A 15,895-nucleotide genomic window follows, 5' to 3' on the forward strand; every position below is an offset into this window, starting at 1 on the left:
CTTTGGCCCTCGTCCTACCTCCGTTTTTCCTTGACCTCATTTTAGATGTGATAGCACGCCCCCGGTTGTCGTCGCGCGTCGCGGCGAGAACCAAATTGCGCCTACTTTAATTTATCTACGTAGCGTTCCAAGCACCTTCTCATCCACTGTATAGAATATGGTTACGCCCATACAGGTGGTTGGCTCCTTCGCTTTTTTACGTGTTTGGTGATTGCGCATGCATAGTGCACGAACCAAGAGATATGTAACTTTTGAGGATGGCGAGAATGTTGTTTTATGGTGCATTTTTGCACAGTTTGAGATCAGGCAAGCTTTTGGTAGGCGTTCTATTATGGTGCGTTATTCAGTTTGGGCTTGTTTTTATGATTTTTATTTTAATTTAACTTATTGATTTTTAAGGGTTATAAAATATTGTTTTGATTGATTTTTGATGTTGGCTTCCTCCTTGCTGAATCGATAACGCTGTTAAAGATATCCTGACGATATAGGCAGGATTATGCGGCGTTATGGCGCAAAGCCCGACTTATTAAGAGGTGTATATTGAAAATCAATAGTTTGCCAACAGTTGTGTTGGCTTCTTGTGTGGCTTGTGCCGCACAAACTTCGTTTACAGCGGAATCAATTAGCGAAGCATTTACTAAGGGCGAGGCGCATTTGAATTTGCGTATGCGTTATGAGTCGGTCACAGAAGATACAAGCGCTGGTGATAATACCGGTAGTGCAGTAACGCTTAGATCACGCTTAAATTTTAAGACAGATGGCTATCAAGGTTTTTATGGTTTCGTTGAAATGGATGACGTGAGTAATTTTACGGGTAGTGCTAATGACAGCGTCAATGGCAAAACTGCTGAGCCTTTGATCGCTGATCCAGTTGGCACCGAAGTTAACCAGGTGTTTTTGGGATATAAAAATTGGGATACAGAATTTAAATATGGTCGTCAGCGTTTGACCTTAGACAACCACCGTTTCGTTGGCCATGTTGCGTGGCGTCAGAATGAACAGACTTATGATGGTTTTACCATTGCCAATAGCAGCGTCGATAAACTTAAACTTAACTATGCGCATATTTCGAATGTGAATCGTATTTTTGGTGAAAGTAGCCCAGTGGGCGATACAAAAATGGACACGCATTTGTTCAACGCTAACTACACCTTTGCGGCGGGTAGCTTAACGGGCTACGCCTACTTGCTTGAATCCGATGATAACTTTGCCGGCTTTAAACGGATGGATACCGATACCTATGGCGTGCGTTGGCAGGGCAAGACCGGCATCGTCGCTTATAACCTTGAATACGCCAGCCAAGATAGTGCCGGAGATAATCCCGCGGACTACTCTGCCGACTATATGTTAGCTGAGGCCAATATTAGCGTTGCGCCGCTTGTCATCGGTGTGGGTTACGAGACCCTGAGCGCAGATGACGAGGGATTTTTTATCACGCCATTGGCAACGCTGTTTAAATTCCAGGGTTGGACCGACAATTTCCTAAACAAGGGTTTGGGTAATATAAGTGAAGGGATCAATGATGCGTATTTAACCGTATCAGGGGTGGCCTATGGTATGAGCTGGCAGATTGCTTATCATGACTTTAGTTCTGATCAGGATAATGCGTCGGGCGATAGCGACCTGGGTTCGGAGTTTGGTGGTTTTATTGCGAAAAGCTGGGGGGCATATTCTGCAGAGCTGCGTTACGCGAACTACAGTGCCGGTGATTCAACGCCATTTAATGGTGGTGGTTTAACGCTGGTAGATACCCAAAAGCTGTGGCTGACTTTCAACCTTAACTTCTAAACACATGCGGAAATGTACTGCTAGGGTTAATCGTTCTTGCAGGGTTGGGAAGCGCTGACGCGTGCAATTGAATTGATTTGGTTTTGTTCAATAGAGTTGGCTTACTGCTCCATTACTAGTTCGAGCAATAAGCCAATTCAGCAATGTAATTGTTAGCGTTAAAAAATCCCGCCTTCAACAGCGCCACCCAGGAGGGGTATGGATGCCGTTTCTGCAAGATTAAGAATCACTGGTGTCAGGCCGCCGAGTTGTAGAGCTTGTCCATCATCTGTTAATCCGTCAAATGTTGTAATTATCACGTCTAAACCTTGTACAGGGAATGGGAGTGCCGTATTGAGTGTGGTGTTGAGCACATCACTTGCCATTGCGGTGACGCTGCCGATAAGTTCATTGTCAGCCGAAAGAGAGCTAATTGCGGGGAGTAGCGATTGACTGGCAAGACCGGTTACTGAGGGCAGCAGGCTTCCTACTAATCCTGTTGATCCAGCTTGGGAGTGCGCATTGCTTGCGATAGACAGCATTGTGCTAATTAGAATTATATTTAAAGGTTTCATGGCCGCTCCAAGTGTAAATAAAGGTCTAGTTATTAGTTGTGTCGTAAATAACTACGCAGTGTTATCTATTAAGGCTTTTGTGCACTAAATGGTATCTGGATGGGTGTTGTAGAGCAATTGCGGTCGGTGCGTTTTGGGATGTGGCCCTCATTTGCTGCAAGGTCGTGTAGATACTTGGTTTAACTGGCTTTGGCTCGATAGTGCAGTGAAGCCCGGTATCGCTGTAATCATTACATCGTCCGGTTTTGCATGTGAGGTAGCTATTGGAAGTGCATTTTATATCGGCTCGCGGCCACCATGGCTTAATTGCAATTGCCCGCAGCTCGTATTGCGTTAGCGTAGAGCTGGCGCGATAGCGGTGATACCATGCCACACAGAATTTTCTGTGTGGCGTTTTTATTCTATGCACCTACATATTTTGGGTATTTGCGGTACGTTTATGGGCGGCTTGGCGATCCTCGCCCGAGAATTGGGTCACACCGTTACCGGCTCGGATGCCAATGTTTATCCGCCAATGAGTACACAGCTGGAGTCTCAGGGAATCACCCTGATGGAAGGCTATGATCCAGCGCACCTGTCTCCCGAGCCTGATTTAGTCATTATTGGTAATGCCATGTCGCGGGGCAATCCGGCGGTAGAGCACGTGCTCAACCGCGGGATTCCTTATACCTCTGGCCCGCAATGGTTGAGCGATCATGTTTTGCAAAGTCGCTGGGTTTTGGCTTGCGCGGGTACTCATGGCAAAACAACTACCAGCAGCATGCTGGCGTGGGTGCTGGAAGACTGCGGTTTTCAGCCGGGTTTCTTGATCGGTGGCGTTCCGGGAGACTTTGGTTTGTCTGCCCGCCTGGGTGGCTCAGATTTCTTCGTCATCGAAGCCGATGAATACGACAGTGCCTTTTTTGATAAGCGTTCAAAGTTTGTTCACTATCGTCCTTATACCGCTATTCTCAATAATCTTGAGTTTGATCACGCTGATATCTTTGACGATTTGGCGGCGATTCAGCGGCAATTTCATCACTTAGTGAGAACCGTACCGGCCATTGGTCGCATTGTTGTACCAGCCGCTGAGCCGGCCCTAGAAGCCGTATTAAAGATGGGCTGTTGGAGCGAAGTTGAACACGTGAGTAGCCATGTGGGGCAGCTTGCGGAATGGCAGGCCGACGTACTTAGCGATGACTTTGCAAGTTTCGATGTGCTCTATCGCGGGATTTTGCAGGGACGTGTTAGCTGGTCCCATACCGGCGAGCACAATGTAAACAACGCCCTTGCTGCGCTCGCTGCCGCGCATCATATTGGTGTGCAGCCAAAAGACGGTATAGCTGCGCTTTGCCAGTTTCGCGGGGTAAAGCGTCGCATGGAGCTGCTAGGTACGGTCGCCGGTATTGCGGTTTACGATGATTTTGCCCACCACCCAACGGCCATTGCCACAACCCTTGAGGGCTTGCGCGGCCGAGTGACTAAGGGGCGGATTGTCGCGTTGATAGAACCGCGATCCAATACTATGCGTATGGGAGTGTATAAAGATCGTTTGGCGCCGGCCACAAGCTGTGCCGACGAGGTGATCTGGTATCAGCCCCCTGGCTTGGATTGGTCCTTAGATTCTGTAATAGCAGGTAGTGCGACACCGGCACGTTTAAGCACGGATCTTGATCGCACGGTGAGTGAGTTGGTCGCGTCATTAAAGGTTGGTGATCATTTGGTGATTATGAGTAATGGTGGGTTTTCCGGTGTACACCAGCGGATTTTGAAGGCCTTGCGCCAACGCTGGGGGCAGGGCGAATGAGGGCCGTAACACTGGCGATGACCGGTGCGTCGGGCGCGCAATATGGTTTGCGCTTGCTAGAGTGTCTACTTGCTGCTGGCTGCGAAGTGCACTTTATGATCTCGAAAGCCGCCTTACTGGTTGTGGCTACCGAGACCGACGAAGCGCTGCCAGCGCGTCCCAGTCTGTTACAGCGCTACTTGTGCGAACGTTTTTCTTGCACACCTGAACAGCTAAAAGTGCACGGCCCAGAAGATTGGATGGCGCCAGTGGCGTCTGGCAGTGGTGCGCCGTCGTCGATGGTGGTGTGCCCCGCGAGCACAGGTACACTGTCTGCGATTGCTTGCGGTGCAAGCAATAATTTAATTGAACGCGCGGCGGATGTTGCGCTCAAAGAGCGTCGCCAGCTCATTCTGGTGCCACGGGAAATGCCGCTGTCGGCAATTCATTTGCAGCACATGTTGAGTCTTACCCAGATGGGCGCGACCATTATGCCGGCGTCACCTGGGTTTTATCGGCAGCCGCAAAGTGTGGCTGACTTAGTAGATTTTGTAGTGGCACGTATTCTCGATCATCTCGGTGTGGCGCAAAGGTTGGTGCCGCGCTGGGGTGAATAATATCGAGTATCAAGTTTTATCCGTCGCTAGGGTGGCGGACTTAATTAACACAAGAATCGGATAGTTCCAATCCGGCAATATATATAGTTTATCGAGGGCTTGGCATGGGCGCGGTGCTGTTTTCATTGTATCAACGCATTGTTTTAAAAAATGCTTTCTGGGTGATGGTGCTGTTGCTGGCGTGCGTTGCTTGGCTGGCGACATATATTCCATCTATGAAATTGGACGCCTCGGCGGATGCTTTGGTATTAGAGGGTGATACCTCACTTGAATACTATCGTGTGATTAGTAAACGCTACGGCTCAGAAGATTTTTTACTTGTTACCTATCAGCCTAACGGCGATCTCTTTGCGCCAGCGCAGTTAAAAACCCTTGATGAGTTGCGTGGGCGCTTGGCCCTGTTGCCGAATGTGTCCTCGGTGAATTCGATTTTAGATGTTCCCCTCTTACAAAGTCCGCGCGTGTCGATAAACCAAGTTACCGGAGGTGAGATTCCCACATTGCGCTCGCCGGATATCGACATCGAGCTTGTAAAGCAGGAGTTGGCAAACAGCCCAATATACAAGTCACTGTTAACCAGTACCGATGGCAGTACCACGGCAATACAGGTTAACTTAGAGCGGGATGAGCGTTATTTTTCACTACTTAACGAGCGCGATTCGCTGCGGGAGAAAGCGGCAAACGACTCCTTAAGTGAGGCCGAGCGCGCCGAGCTTGCAACGCTGGAGGAAACCTTCGCAGATTACACCGCGCAAGTGCATGAGCAGCAGGCGGAGCTAGTTGCTCAAGCGCGCGATATCGTCAAGGACTATCGCAGCGATGCGACGGTTTTCCTTGGCGGCGTACCCATGATTGCAGTCGATATGATCGACTTTGTTAAAAGCGATTTGCGGGTGTTTGGCGCCGGCATTCTGTTGTTTATTGTTGTGCTACTGGTCGCCATTTTCCGCAGCTGGCGCTGGGTGTTACTTCCGCTGTCGACCTGCGTTTTAACTGTGGTGTTTATGTTGGGATTGCTGAGCTTTTTAGATTGGCGCCTGACGGTAATCTCTGCCAATTTTGTCGCTTTGTTGTTAATCCTCACTCTGTCCATAACCATTCACTTAGTGGTTCGATTCCGCGAGTATGCGATAGCCCAGCCCGATGCAGACCGCTTCACATTGGTCTCGGAAACAGTGGGGGTGATGTTGCGCCCATGTATCTATACCTCGTTGACGACCTTGGTGGCGTTTGCGTCCTTGGTGGTTAGCGGTATTCGTCCGGTTATTGATTTTGGCTGGATGATGACAATAGGCGTACTAGCTGCATTAGCAATGACATTTATTGTATTGCCCTGCGTGTTGATGTTGTTAAAGCCCCGCGCAGAGCAAGGCAGTAAAGACGATTCAGCAACCTTTACCCGCTATTTTGCGGCCGCAACTGAGCACTTCGGCAAGACGATTTTAGTCGTTTCAGCGGGCTTGCTGCTACTTAGTGTATGGGGTATCACGCAGCTAAAAGTTGAAAATCGTTTTATTGACTATTTTCATGACACCACTGAAATTTATCAGGGCATGGAGACGATTGATGCTGAGCTGGGCGGCACCATTCCACTGGATATTATCTTAGATTTACCTAAAGCGAAGCCAGTTGCGGCCAAGCCCGCGGCGGTTGAGGATGATTTTAGTAGTGATTTTAGTGACGACTTTGGTGATGATTTCGGCGATGACTTTGGTGGTGGCGGTGGCGCACCGCAAAGCGAATGGTTTACGGTTGCTGGCTTGCAGCGAATTCAGTCCGTCCATGACTATGTAGATAGTCTGCCTGAGACCGGTAAGGTCTTATCCTTAGCTACCTTCTACGAGGTTATGCAGATTGTGATGGGCAATGTTGATGATTTGCAATTGGCCTTGGCTGCGCGCTCGCTCCCCGAGTCGATTACCTCGATATTGGTTGATCCGTACTTATCCGCTGATGTCGATCAGGTTCGTATCAGTGTGCGGGTGAAAGAAACCAGTCGCACCTTGCATCGCCAGCAGCTACTCACTGACGTTCGCGCCCACTTAATTGACGAGCTTGGTTTTGAGCCTGAGCAGGTTCACCTCACCGGTATGTTGGTACTGTATAACAATATGCTGCAAAGCTTGTTTACCTCACAGATCATGACCCTGAGTGCCGTGTTTGTTGCCATCCTGGCGATGTTCGTTGTGTTATTCCGTTCCCTAAGTATGGCGTTTATTGCCTTGACGCCCAATTTATTGGCAGCGGGCGCGGTTTTGGGTGGTATGGGTTTGGCGGGTATTCCGCTGGATATGATGACGATCACGATTGCGGCTATTACGGTGGGGATTGGTGTGGATGACACCATTCACTATGTTCACCGTTTTAAGGCAGAGTTTGCTCAGGATCAAAATTATCTCGCGGCTATGTATCGCAGTCACGCCAGTATTGGTAAGGCGATGTATTACACCTCGATTATCATTGTGTTTGGTTTTTCAATCTTGGCTCTGTCTAACTTTACACCCAGCATTTATTTTGGATTGCTGACGGGCCTTGCGATGGTTGCAGCATTATTGGGAGCGATGTTGTTGTTGCCAAAACTCATTTTGCTGCTTAAACCACTGGGACCAGAGGCGGGAGCGAAGGCTTAATGGCGAATGCCGCTGCGCTCAAGGGCACTGAATTGCCGCTATTCCCGTTGCGTACCGTGCTCTTTCCCGGTGGTCGGATGGGGCTGCGAATTTTTGAGCGCCGCTACTTAGATTTGGTGCGCGATACCCTTCGCGCCCAGGGAAGTTTCGGCATCGTATGGATGCCAGAAGGTGGCAAAGAGGTAATGTCACCTGGAGAGAAGCCGGCCAGTTTGGCGCTGATTGGCACTGAGGCAAGGATAGCCGACTGGGATCAACTCCCCGATGGCTTGCTGGGCGTAGTCGTTGAGGGCGGCCGCCGGTTTCGGATCAACGATGCGAAGCAAGCTCCTAGCGGTTTATATATAGGGGATGTCGAATGGTTGCCGGAGCTGGAAGATAGGCAATTGCCGCCGCGCAGCGAAGAGCTTCACGACCTGCTTAAGCAATTGGGCGAACACCCCCATGTTCAGCGTTTGGGTATGGAGATCGACGTCGATGAGGCCGGCGCCCTAGCTAATCGCCTCGCCCAATTGCTGCCGCTGCCAGAAGAACAGTCTTATCAATTGTTGAGTATTGATGAGCCATTGCTGCGTTTAGACGCACTTCACGACGTTCTCGACGGCTTAGCCAGTTAGCCTTAAGCCAAGCAGGGCATATTGTCGATAGTGAGACCATTTCCAATCCGTTATACTAGCCGTCTTTTTATCCTCAGTGACATCATTGTGCTGGGCTTGTCGTTTTTGTTGGCACCATGCCGAGGCGGCAGTGGCGAATAATTCCCTGCGTTAAGTGACGTAAGGTGTGGAGAAGACCGAGTCGATGGACATTAAACAGTATATGAGCCAGTTGGGGCGTCAAGCTCGACAGGCATCGCGAGCAGTTGCGGCAGCGGATAGCGGAGTTAAAAATCGCGCCCTCCTGGCTATGGCAACTGCGGTGGACGCGCATCGCCAAGCGATTCTAGCCGCTAATGCCAAAGACCTCGCCGCAGGCGAAGCCAATGGTTTGGAGCCTGCGCTGATGGATAGGCTGGCGTTAAATGACAAAGGCATCGATGGCATTATTGAAGGCTTGACCCAGGTGGCCGCGTTGGCGGATCCCGTTGGCGCCATTAGCGATATGAATTATCGGCCCAGCGGAATCCAAGTCGGCAAAATGCGGGTGCCACTCGGTGTTGTCGGTATTATTTATGAGTCGCGCCCCAATGTGACTTTAGAGGCGGCGAGCCTGTGTTTGAAGTCTGGCAATGCGGCAATTTTGCGCGGTGGCTCCGAGGCAATTCATTCTAATCAGGCTCTAGCGGCGTGCATTCGCGAAGGTTTGGCTGCGGCGGGTCTGCCAGAGACGGCGGTTCAGGTATTAGAGACAACCGACCGCGCTGCGGTGGGTGAGTTAATTACCATGCCAGAATATGTCGATGTGGTTGTGCCACGAGGCGGTAAAGGGCTTATCGAACGGATTGCCCGCGATGCTACTGTCACCGTGATTAAACATCTCGACGGCATATGTCATGTGTATATCGACGACGCCGCTGACGCTGAAAAGGCATTTGCGATTGCCTTGAACGCGAAAACCCATCGCTACGGCACCTGCAATACCATGGAAACACTGCTGGTGGCTGAGAGTCGCGCCGAGGAGTTATTACCTAGAATTGCAGACGCCATGATTGAAAAGGGCGTTGAGTTGCGCGGCTGTCGTCGCACGCGGCAGATTTTAATGGGTGCCGCAGAGGCGACGGATGAGGATTGGGCAACAGAATACCTCGCACCGATTTTATCGATTCGGGTGGTGTCTGGCTTAGAGCAGGCTATGGACCATATTGCCCAATTTAGTTCTGGGCACACTGAGTCCATCGTCACTGAGAATTACACTAGCGGTCGTCGCTTTCTTAGAGAGGTGGATTCCAGCTCGGTGATGATCAATGCCTCAACCCGCTTTGCCGATGGTTTTGAGTATGGGCTGGGCGCTGAAATTGGAATTTCGACCGACAAAATTCACGCTCGTGGGCCAGTGGGCTTAGAGGGCCTAACTTCGCAGAAATATATAGTGTTGGGCGACGGACATATACGTGTCTAAATGATTGAGATGTCGACGCCAGCAATAGAAGTCACTGACTCAGGGCGATCTGTCGCTATTTTTGGCGGCACGTTTGACCCGATTCACAATGGTCATCTGCGATCGGCGATTGAAATTAAAGAGGCGCTTGGCGTCGACGAATTGCGTTTACTGCCGAGCCATCGTCCCCCGTTGCGCGGTGAGCCCGGCGCAGAAAGTCGTCAGCGCTTGGCGATGGTTGATGCGGCGATAGACGGTGTGTCTGGCTTGAAAACAGACGGCCGAGAATTATTGCGCGATGGGCCATCTTACACCGTGGATACCTTGCGTGATTTGCGCCTTGAATTAGGTTCCCTGGTGTCATTAACCGTGGTGATGGGCAGTGATGCTTTTAACCAGTTGCACCGCTGGCAGGATTGGCAGTCCCTGTTCAGTTTGGCGAATGTACTGTTATTGCACCGCGCAGAGCATCCCTTGGCTGCCAATGTAGAAGTGACTGAGTTTGTTGAGGCGCGACGGGTTGTCGAGGCCAGTGGTTTAACGGCGAAGACCGCCGGTGGTTTTTATGAGTTAGGTCTAATTCAATTGCCGATTTCGGCAACAGATATTAGGCAGCGGCTGGCCTCCGGCAGGTCGATTCGTTACCTTGTTCCCGACATTGTCGCGGACTATATCGCTGAACACGGTTTATACACACAGTGAAAGACATAGGAATTCCTGCTTGATGGATGCTGAACAACTAAAGAAGCTGGTTATTGACTCGCTTGAAGAAATAAAAGGTCGCGATATTGTGACCTTAGACGTGCGTGAGATGAGCGGCGTTACCGACTTTATGGTGGTGTGCAGTGGCACGTCTAACCGCCACGTAAAGTCACTGGCAAATAATGTCTGGGTTGAAGTAAAGAAGCGCGGGATCGTGCCGCTGGGTATTGAGGGTGAAAATACCGGTGATTGGGTGCTGGTGGATTTTGGTGATGTGGTTGTCCATGTAATGCTGCCCGAAGCGCGCTTGTTCTATGACCTTGAGCGTTTATGGCAAGTACCTGTGCTGGGCACTGATGAGAGTTAGTCTGATCTGTATCGGCACTAAAATGCCGGCCTGGGTTGAAGAGGGGATCGCTGAGTATCGCAAGCGCCTTCCGGCGGAAATTAATTTTGAGGTTAAGGAATTGCCTCTGCCTAAACGGGGCAAAAACACCGATATTCGCCGTGCAATTGCCCAAGAGGGTGAGGCCATGGTTGCTGCCATTCCCGTCGGTGATCGTGTTATCGCCCTTGATGTACTGGGGAAACCCGTCAGCACGGAAAGTTTGTCGGAGGCGCTGCGAAATTGGCAAATGGACGGCGACAACGTCAGCATTTTAGTCGGCGGCCCCGATGGCTTAAGTGATACCTGTTTGAGCTTGGCGAGACAGAAGTGGTCCCTGTCGGCAATGACCTTGCCGCACCCCTTGGTCCGAGTGATTTTTGCCGAGCAATTGTATCGGGCGTGGACCATCCTTAATAATCATCCCTACCATCGCTAATGGCTGAGTAATATGCCCCGACGCCAGCAGCTTAAAAATACCTTTTACGAACGTCGCGTTTATCGTCACCGGGTTACCTTATCAATTTTAATTTTGATGACGATGACGATGGTATTGGTTTGGCGCTACTCGCAATTACAAATTGCAGACTACGCTATTTACAAAACCCAGTCTGATCGCAATCGCATTCAACTATTACCCATAGCACCAAAACGCGGACTCATCTTTGATCGCAATGGCTTGTTGCTAGCCGAGAATATTCCAAGTTATACCCTGACGGTTGTTAAAGAGCGTCTGGAGTCACTGGATGAAACCTTGGCGATTATTAATGAAATTATTCCCCTCAGCGAAGATGATATTGAGCAATTTCGCAAGCGCTTGAGTCGCCGTCGACCCTATGAGGCTGTGCCTCTGAAATTTCGAGTCAGTGATGAGGATATCGCCAAGCTCGCAGTAAACCGCCACCGCGTGCCGGGGGTGGAGATTGATGCGCAATTGGTGCGTCACTATCCGCAGGGGGAGCTGTTTGCTCATGTGCTGGGTTATGTTGGTCGCATTAGCGAGCGTGAATTAGATGTTATAGATCCGGTAAATTACAGTGGTACTCACCACATCGGTAAAATCGGTCTAGAAAAATACTATGAAGAACTGCTGCACGGCACCGTTGGCTATCAAAACGTGGAAAGTAATGCCCATGGTCGTATTCTCCGGGTATTGGAGCGGCATGACCCGCAGCCGGGTGGTGACATCACCTTAAATGTCGACGCTTATGTGCAAGAAGTTGCTTACGAGGCATTAAAGGGGCAGCGCGGCGCGATTGTTGCGATGGAGCCTAATACTGGCGGTATCATCGCGATGGTAAGTGCGCCGGGATACGATACCAATCTATTTGTGAATGGGATTAGTTCGACAGATTATAATAGATTGCAGAATGATCCTGATTTACCACTCTACAACCGCGCTTTACAGGGCCAATATCCTCCTGCGTCGACCATAAAGCCAATATGGGGCTTGGCGGGCTTATATTACGGGACTGTGACGCCAGCGACTCGTGTTGCCGATCCGGGTTGGTTTAGCTTGCCCGACGACAGCCGTCGTTATCGCGACTGGAAACGCGGGGGGCATGGCGCCTCAGTCAATTTAGAACAAGCTGTGGTGCAGTCATGTGACGTGTACTTTTACGACCTGGCCTATAAATTGGGTATTGATCGCCTGCACAGCTTTGGCACTCGTTTTGGACTGGGTGATGTCACTGGTATCGATAACACCAATGAGCGCGCAGGTTTGATGCCTTCGCGGCAATGGAAAGAGACGAGCCGGGGTGGGCATTGGTATCCTGGTGAAACGGTTAACGTCGGTATCGGACAGGGATTTATGCTCACTACGCCTCTGCAGTTAGCGGTTGCGACGTCGGTTCTTGCGTCGAAAGGGGAGTTGCGTGTACCCCGTCTGTTGTCGTCGGTCGGCGATGCGCCTGTTGCTGCACCTCTTTTGGGTAAAATTGAAGATGTCTCAAGTGCGCACTGGGATGCCATTACTCGCTCTATGGAGCAGGTGGTGAATAGTTCACAGGGAACCGGTCGCGGTTTAAAGGCGGGATTGACTTACCGCATGGCGGCAAAAAGTGGAACAGCTCAAGTTGTGGGGATCGCCGCGGGCGAAAAATATGATTCAAATGCAATCAACGCCCGCAACCGTGATCATGCCTTATTTATTGCCTTTGCACCGGCTGACGATCCAAAAATTTCGGTGGCAGTAGTTATTGAAAACGGTGAGCATGGCGGCAGCGTGGCTGGGCCGGCCGCGCGCAAGGTTATAGATGCGTATTTATTGGGTCGACCGTCGCCGGCCGTCGTACCAGGCGCGGAGGGTAGTGCTCTGGTTTTGGATAGTGTCGCGGGGGCAGAAGTAAATGAATAATTCTGATTTTTTGCGGCAAATGCCCGGTGACAGCCGCAGCATGGCTAGCCATCGTAGTATTAGCCAGCGCTTGCGTATTGATATTCCTCTGCTCATTTTATTGCTTATTTTAAGTGGCGTTGGCTTGACGGTGCTCTACAGTGCGAGTGACGGCAGCATGGCGACAGTGTTGCGCCAGGGGCGTTTTTTGTCGGTAGCCTTTGTGTTCATGATTCTGGTTGCACAGGTACATCCAGATCAACTGCAGCGTTGGGCGCCCTTCGCCTATATCGGGGTCTTGATTCTACTGCTGGCGGTGGACTTTGTTGGGGTAGGTGCTAAAGGTGCTCAACGCTGGCTGGGTGTGGGCGGCTTTCGCTTTCAGCCATCGGAAATTACAAAATTAGTTTTGCCTATGGCGGTTGCATGGTATTTGTCTATCCATCCCCTGCCGCCAGGTATTCGCCACACATTGGTGAGTTTGCTGTTGATATTGTTGCCCACGGTGTTAATTGTTATGCAGCCGGATTTGGGCACCTCAATACTAATCGCGACCTCAGGTATTTTCGTGTTGTTTTTGGCGGGTATCAGTTGGACGTTTATTGCGTCGTGTTTGGGCTTGCTTGCCATGGCCGCGTATCCGATGTGGGAGTTCGTACTCCATGATTACCAGCGCCAACGAATTTTGACGCTACTTAATCCTGAGCTAGATAAATTGGGTGCCGGTTGGAATATTATTCAGTCTAAAACAGCCATTGGCTCCGGCGGTTTTGACGGTAAAGGCTGGATGTTAGGAACCCAGTCACATTTGGATTTTTTGCCGGAAAGTCATACCGATTTCATTATCGCTGTTTTAGCTGAAGAATTCGGTTTGCGGGGGGTATTGTTGTTATTGTTGCTCTATGGCTTGATCATCAGTCGAGGACTTTGGATCGCGTCGCAGGCAAAACATTGTTTCGGTCGTCTATTAGGCGGGAGTATTATTCTTACTTTCTTTGTCTATGTATTCGTAAATATGGGCATGGTGTCAGGTTTACTCCCTGTGGTGGGTGTCCCCCTGCCATTGGTTAGCCAAGGTGGTACTTCGCTAGTAACATTATTAGTGGGGTTTGGAATTTTGATGGGTATTTGCGCTGATGATCGTTTGGTGCATCAATAATGATAGGACATGACGTGAAAATACAAAATAAGCAAAGAAACGCCCTTAAAAAGTTGTTTTGTGGCGCGGCTGCTGCGCTTCTAATTTCCACTGCAGCGCACGCTGACTATAGCAGTCATCCTGGGGCGGCGGCATTTGTTAAAACCATGGTTGAAAAACATAATTTTGACCGTGACTGGGTGCTGGCCATTTTGAAGCAGGCAGAGCCTAAACAGTCGATATTAGATGCCATGTCTCGGCCGGCAGAGTCGGTTATGACTTGGGGTCGCTACCGGAATATTTTCATACAAGACTCTCGCGTCACTCAGGGGGTTGAATTCTGGACGGAGCATCGCGAGGCACTGGCTCGCGCTGAAAAGGAATTTGGCGTTCCCGCCTCAATGATTGTCGGCATTATCGGTGTTGAAACCCGCTATGGCCGAAATACCGGTAGCTACCGCGTAGTGGATGCATTGGCAACCTTGGGCTTTGATTTTCCACGCCGGGCTACATTCTTTCTCGGTCAGTTAGAAGAATACATGTTAATGGTTCGCGAACAGGGTTTTGAGCCATTTAGCCTGAAGGGCTCCTATGCCGGTGCCATGGGCTTCGGCCAGTTTATTCCGAGTAGCTACCGCGCTTATGCCGTTGATTTCGACGGTGATGGCCAGGTTGATATTGTAAATAACAAAGTAGATGCCATCGGTAGCGTCGCAAATTACTTCAAGCGTCACGGCTGGCGTTATGGGCAGCCAGTGGTGAGTAGTGCGGTGTTAAAAGGCGACGTTGATCAAAGTTTGTTTAACGCAGGACTTAAGCCTGAGAAAACACTTGCTCAACTGGATAAGGCCGGTATCGGCAGTGATCGTGTGCTCGAGCCTAGTCAGAAGGCAACGGCTATGAAACTAGAGGGCGAGAAGGGAGACGAGTATTGGCTTGGCTTGCATAATTTTTATGTGATCACTCGCTACAATCACAGTGCAATGTATGCCATGGCGGCGTACCAGCTAAGTGAGCTAATTGCTGCTGACATGCAAAAGGTGACGACACCTTGACGTTGCGTGTTTTAGCGATGGCGGCGTTAGTGCTGCTGGCTGCGTGCGCGCCGTTGGCTCCTGTTGAACAAGGCGAGAAAAAGCCGGTTGTAACTGGCGGTAATAAAGTGCCGCCCAGTGGCAGCGGTAAGTCCCGCTACCAGTTTGAGAGGGATGGCGCACCGCTTCAAAAGTTGGATCCCAATACGATTGTAGATGCACAGCCTCGTCATGAAGTATTGCGAGTGGCGGGGAATATTAGCCCCTACATTGTGAATGGCAAAGAGTATCAGTTGATTGAACAATATCGCGGATTTAAACAGCGCGGTATTGCGTCGTGGTATGGCACTAAGTTTCACGGTCATGCCACGTCTAATGGCGAGACATACAGTCTCTACGAAATGAGTGCGGCCCATCGCACACTGCCTATTCCGGTTTATGTCAAAGTGACGAATTTAGATAATGGTAAAACGGCAGTTGTGCGAGTGAATGACCGCGGCCCCTTTCACTCAGATCGCATCATTGATTTGTCCTATGCCGCAGCAGTAAAACTGGGTTATGCGGAGCGCGGAACTGCGCGGGTGGAAATTGAGGTCATTGATACGGATAATAGCTATGCGGTCGCTAGTGGAGAGGCGGCGCGCTATTATTTGCAGGTGGCCGCCTTTTCTCAACTGGACTCGGCCAATGCCTTGCAAAAGCAATTAAGCGCTGGTTTGACGTTTCCGGTCGTGATTGCCACTAGTGGTATTAGCGGTTCAACGATGCATCGTGTCAGAGTGGGCCCGTTTGTAGATTATTCATCTGCGCAGGCGGCAAAAAAAGTATTACAGCAACAATGGGCCGGTGACTCCCATTTAGTGGTCGAAGCCGGTGACTCCTGAAGTTAACGAGAACAAAAAAGGGT

Annotated in this window: 14 protein-coding genes; 13 read left to right on the forward strand and 1 reads right to left on the reverse strand. The window is 50.3% G+C overall.

The window, feature by feature from the left end; all coding sequences use genetic code 11:
* Nucleotides 1–540 precede the first annotated feature (540 nt).
* Nucleotides 541–1,788, forward strand: a complete 1,248-nt coding sequence (locus tag KXJ70_RS16045) for an alginate export family protein (protein ID WP_219044557.1) — start codon at nt 541–543, stop codon at nt 1,786–1,788.
* A 158-nt stretch (nt 1,789–1,946) separates the two neighbouring features.
* On the opposite strand, the gene KXJ70_RS16050 is transcribed toward KXJ70_RS16045, so the two are convergent.
* Nucleotides 1,947–2,342 carry a hypothetical protein gene (locus tag KXJ70_RS16050; RefSeq protein WP_219044558.1) on the reverse strand — a complete coding sequence of 132 codons (396 nt, stop codon included), beginning with the start codon at nt 2,340–2,342 and terminating at the stop codon, nt 1,947–1,949.
* A gap of 403 nt (nt 2,343–2,745) precedes the next feature.
* Here KXJ70_RS16050 and mpl point away from each other — a divergent pair, with 403 nt between their 5' ends.
* The 12 genes from mpl (at nt 2,746) to KXJ70_RS16110 (ending at nt 15,872) form a co-directional block, all read left to right on the forward strand.
* On the forward strand, nt 2,746–4,128 hold the full coding sequence (gene mpl / locus KXJ70_RS16055) for a UDP-N-acetylmuramate:L-alanyl-gamma-D-glutamyl-meso-diaminopimelate ligase (RefSeq protein ID WP_219044559.1): 1,383 nt from the start codon (nt 2,746–2,748) through the stop codon (nt 4,126–4,128).
* Complete coding sequence (locus tag KXJ70_RS16060) at nt 4,125–4,724, forward strand: flavin prenyltransferase UbiX (RefSeq protein ID WP_219044560.1); 600 nt, start codon at nt 4,125–4,127, stop codon at nt 4,722–4,724. Before mpl ends, KXJ70_RS16060 begins: the two co-directional genes overlap by 4 nt.
* Before the next feature lie 104 nt (nt 4,725–4,828).
* Nucleotides 4,829–7,354, forward strand: coding sequence for an efflux RND transporter permease subunit (locus KXJ70_RS16065; protein WP_219044561.1), 2,526 nt, complete (start codon nt 4,829–4,831; stop codon nt 7,352–7,354).
* The gene (locus tag KXJ70_RS16070) at nt 7,354–7,971 is read left to right on the forward strand and encodes an LON peptidase substrate-binding domain-containing protein (protein ID WP_219044562.1); all 618 of its coding nucleotides are present in this window, start codon (nt 7,354–7,356) and stop codon (nt 7,969–7,971) included. Before KXJ70_RS16065 ends, KXJ70_RS16070 begins: the two co-directional genes overlap by 1 nt.
* A 184-nt stretch (nt 7,972–8,155) precedes the next feature.
* Entirely contained in the window at nt 8,156–9,412 is a 1,257-nt protein-coding gene (locus tag KXJ70_RS16075; protein ID WP_219044563.1) for a glutamate-5-semialdehyde dehydrogenase, read from the forward strand.
* On the forward strand, nt 9,413–10,093 hold the full coding sequence (nadD, locus tag KXJ70_RS16080) for a nicotinate-nucleotide adenylyltransferase (protein ID WP_219044564.1): 681 nt from the start codon (nt 9,413–9,415) through the stop codon (nt 10,091–10,093).
* 22 nt (nt 10,094–10,115) lie between these two features.
* On the forward strand, nt 10,116–10,460 hold the full coding sequence (rsfS, locus tag KXJ70_RS16085; protein ID WP_219044565.1) for a ribosome silencing factor: 345 nt from the start codon (nt 10,116–10,118) through the stop codon (nt 10,458–10,460).
* Nucleotides 10,450–10,917 carry a 23S rRNA (pseudouridine(1915)-N(3))-methyltransferase RlmH gene (rlmH, locus tag KXJ70_RS16090; protein ID WP_219044566.1) on the forward strand — a complete coding sequence of 156 codons (468 nt, stop codon included), beginning with the start codon at nt 10,450–10,452 and terminating at the stop codon, nt 10,915–10,917. The genes rsfS and rlmH overlap by 11 nt, the downstream gene beginning before the upstream one ends.
* Before the next feature lie 12 nt (nt 10,918–10,929).
* Complete coding sequence (mrdA, locus tag KXJ70_RS16095) at nt 10,930–12,837, forward strand: penicillin-binding protein 2 (RefSeq protein WP_219044567.1); 1,908 nt, start codon at nt 10,930–10,932, stop codon at nt 12,835–12,837.
* The gene (gene rodA / locus KXJ70_RS16100) at nt 12,830–13,975 is read left to right on the forward strand and encodes a rod shape-determining protein RodA (RefSeq protein ID WP_219044568.1); all 1,146 of its coding nucleotides are present in this window, start codon (nt 12,830–12,832) and stop codon (nt 13,973–13,975) included. The genes mrdA and rodA overlap by 8 nt, the downstream gene beginning before the upstream one ends.
* Nucleotides 13,976–13,989: 14 nt before the next feature.
* Entirely contained in the window at nt 13,990–15,009 is a 1,020-nt protein-coding gene (gene mltB / locus KXJ70_RS16105; RefSeq protein WP_439655082.1) for a lytic murein transglycosylase B, read from the forward strand.
* Complete coding sequence (locus KXJ70_RS16110; RefSeq protein ID WP_219044570.1) at nt 15,006–15,872, forward strand: septal ring lytic transglycosylase RlpA family protein; 867 nt, start codon at nt 15,006–15,008, stop codon at nt 15,870–15,872. The genes mltB and KXJ70_RS16110 overlap by 4 nt, the downstream gene beginning before the upstream one ends.
* Nucleotides 15,873–15,895 lie beyond the last annotated feature (23 nt).

Origin of the sequence: Zhongshania aquimaris, assembly GCF_019312595.1 — a bacterium.
GTDB classification, from domain to species: Bacteria; Pseudomonadota; Gammaproteobacteria; order Pseudomonadales; family Spongiibacteraceae; genus Spongiibacter; species Spongiibacter aquimaris.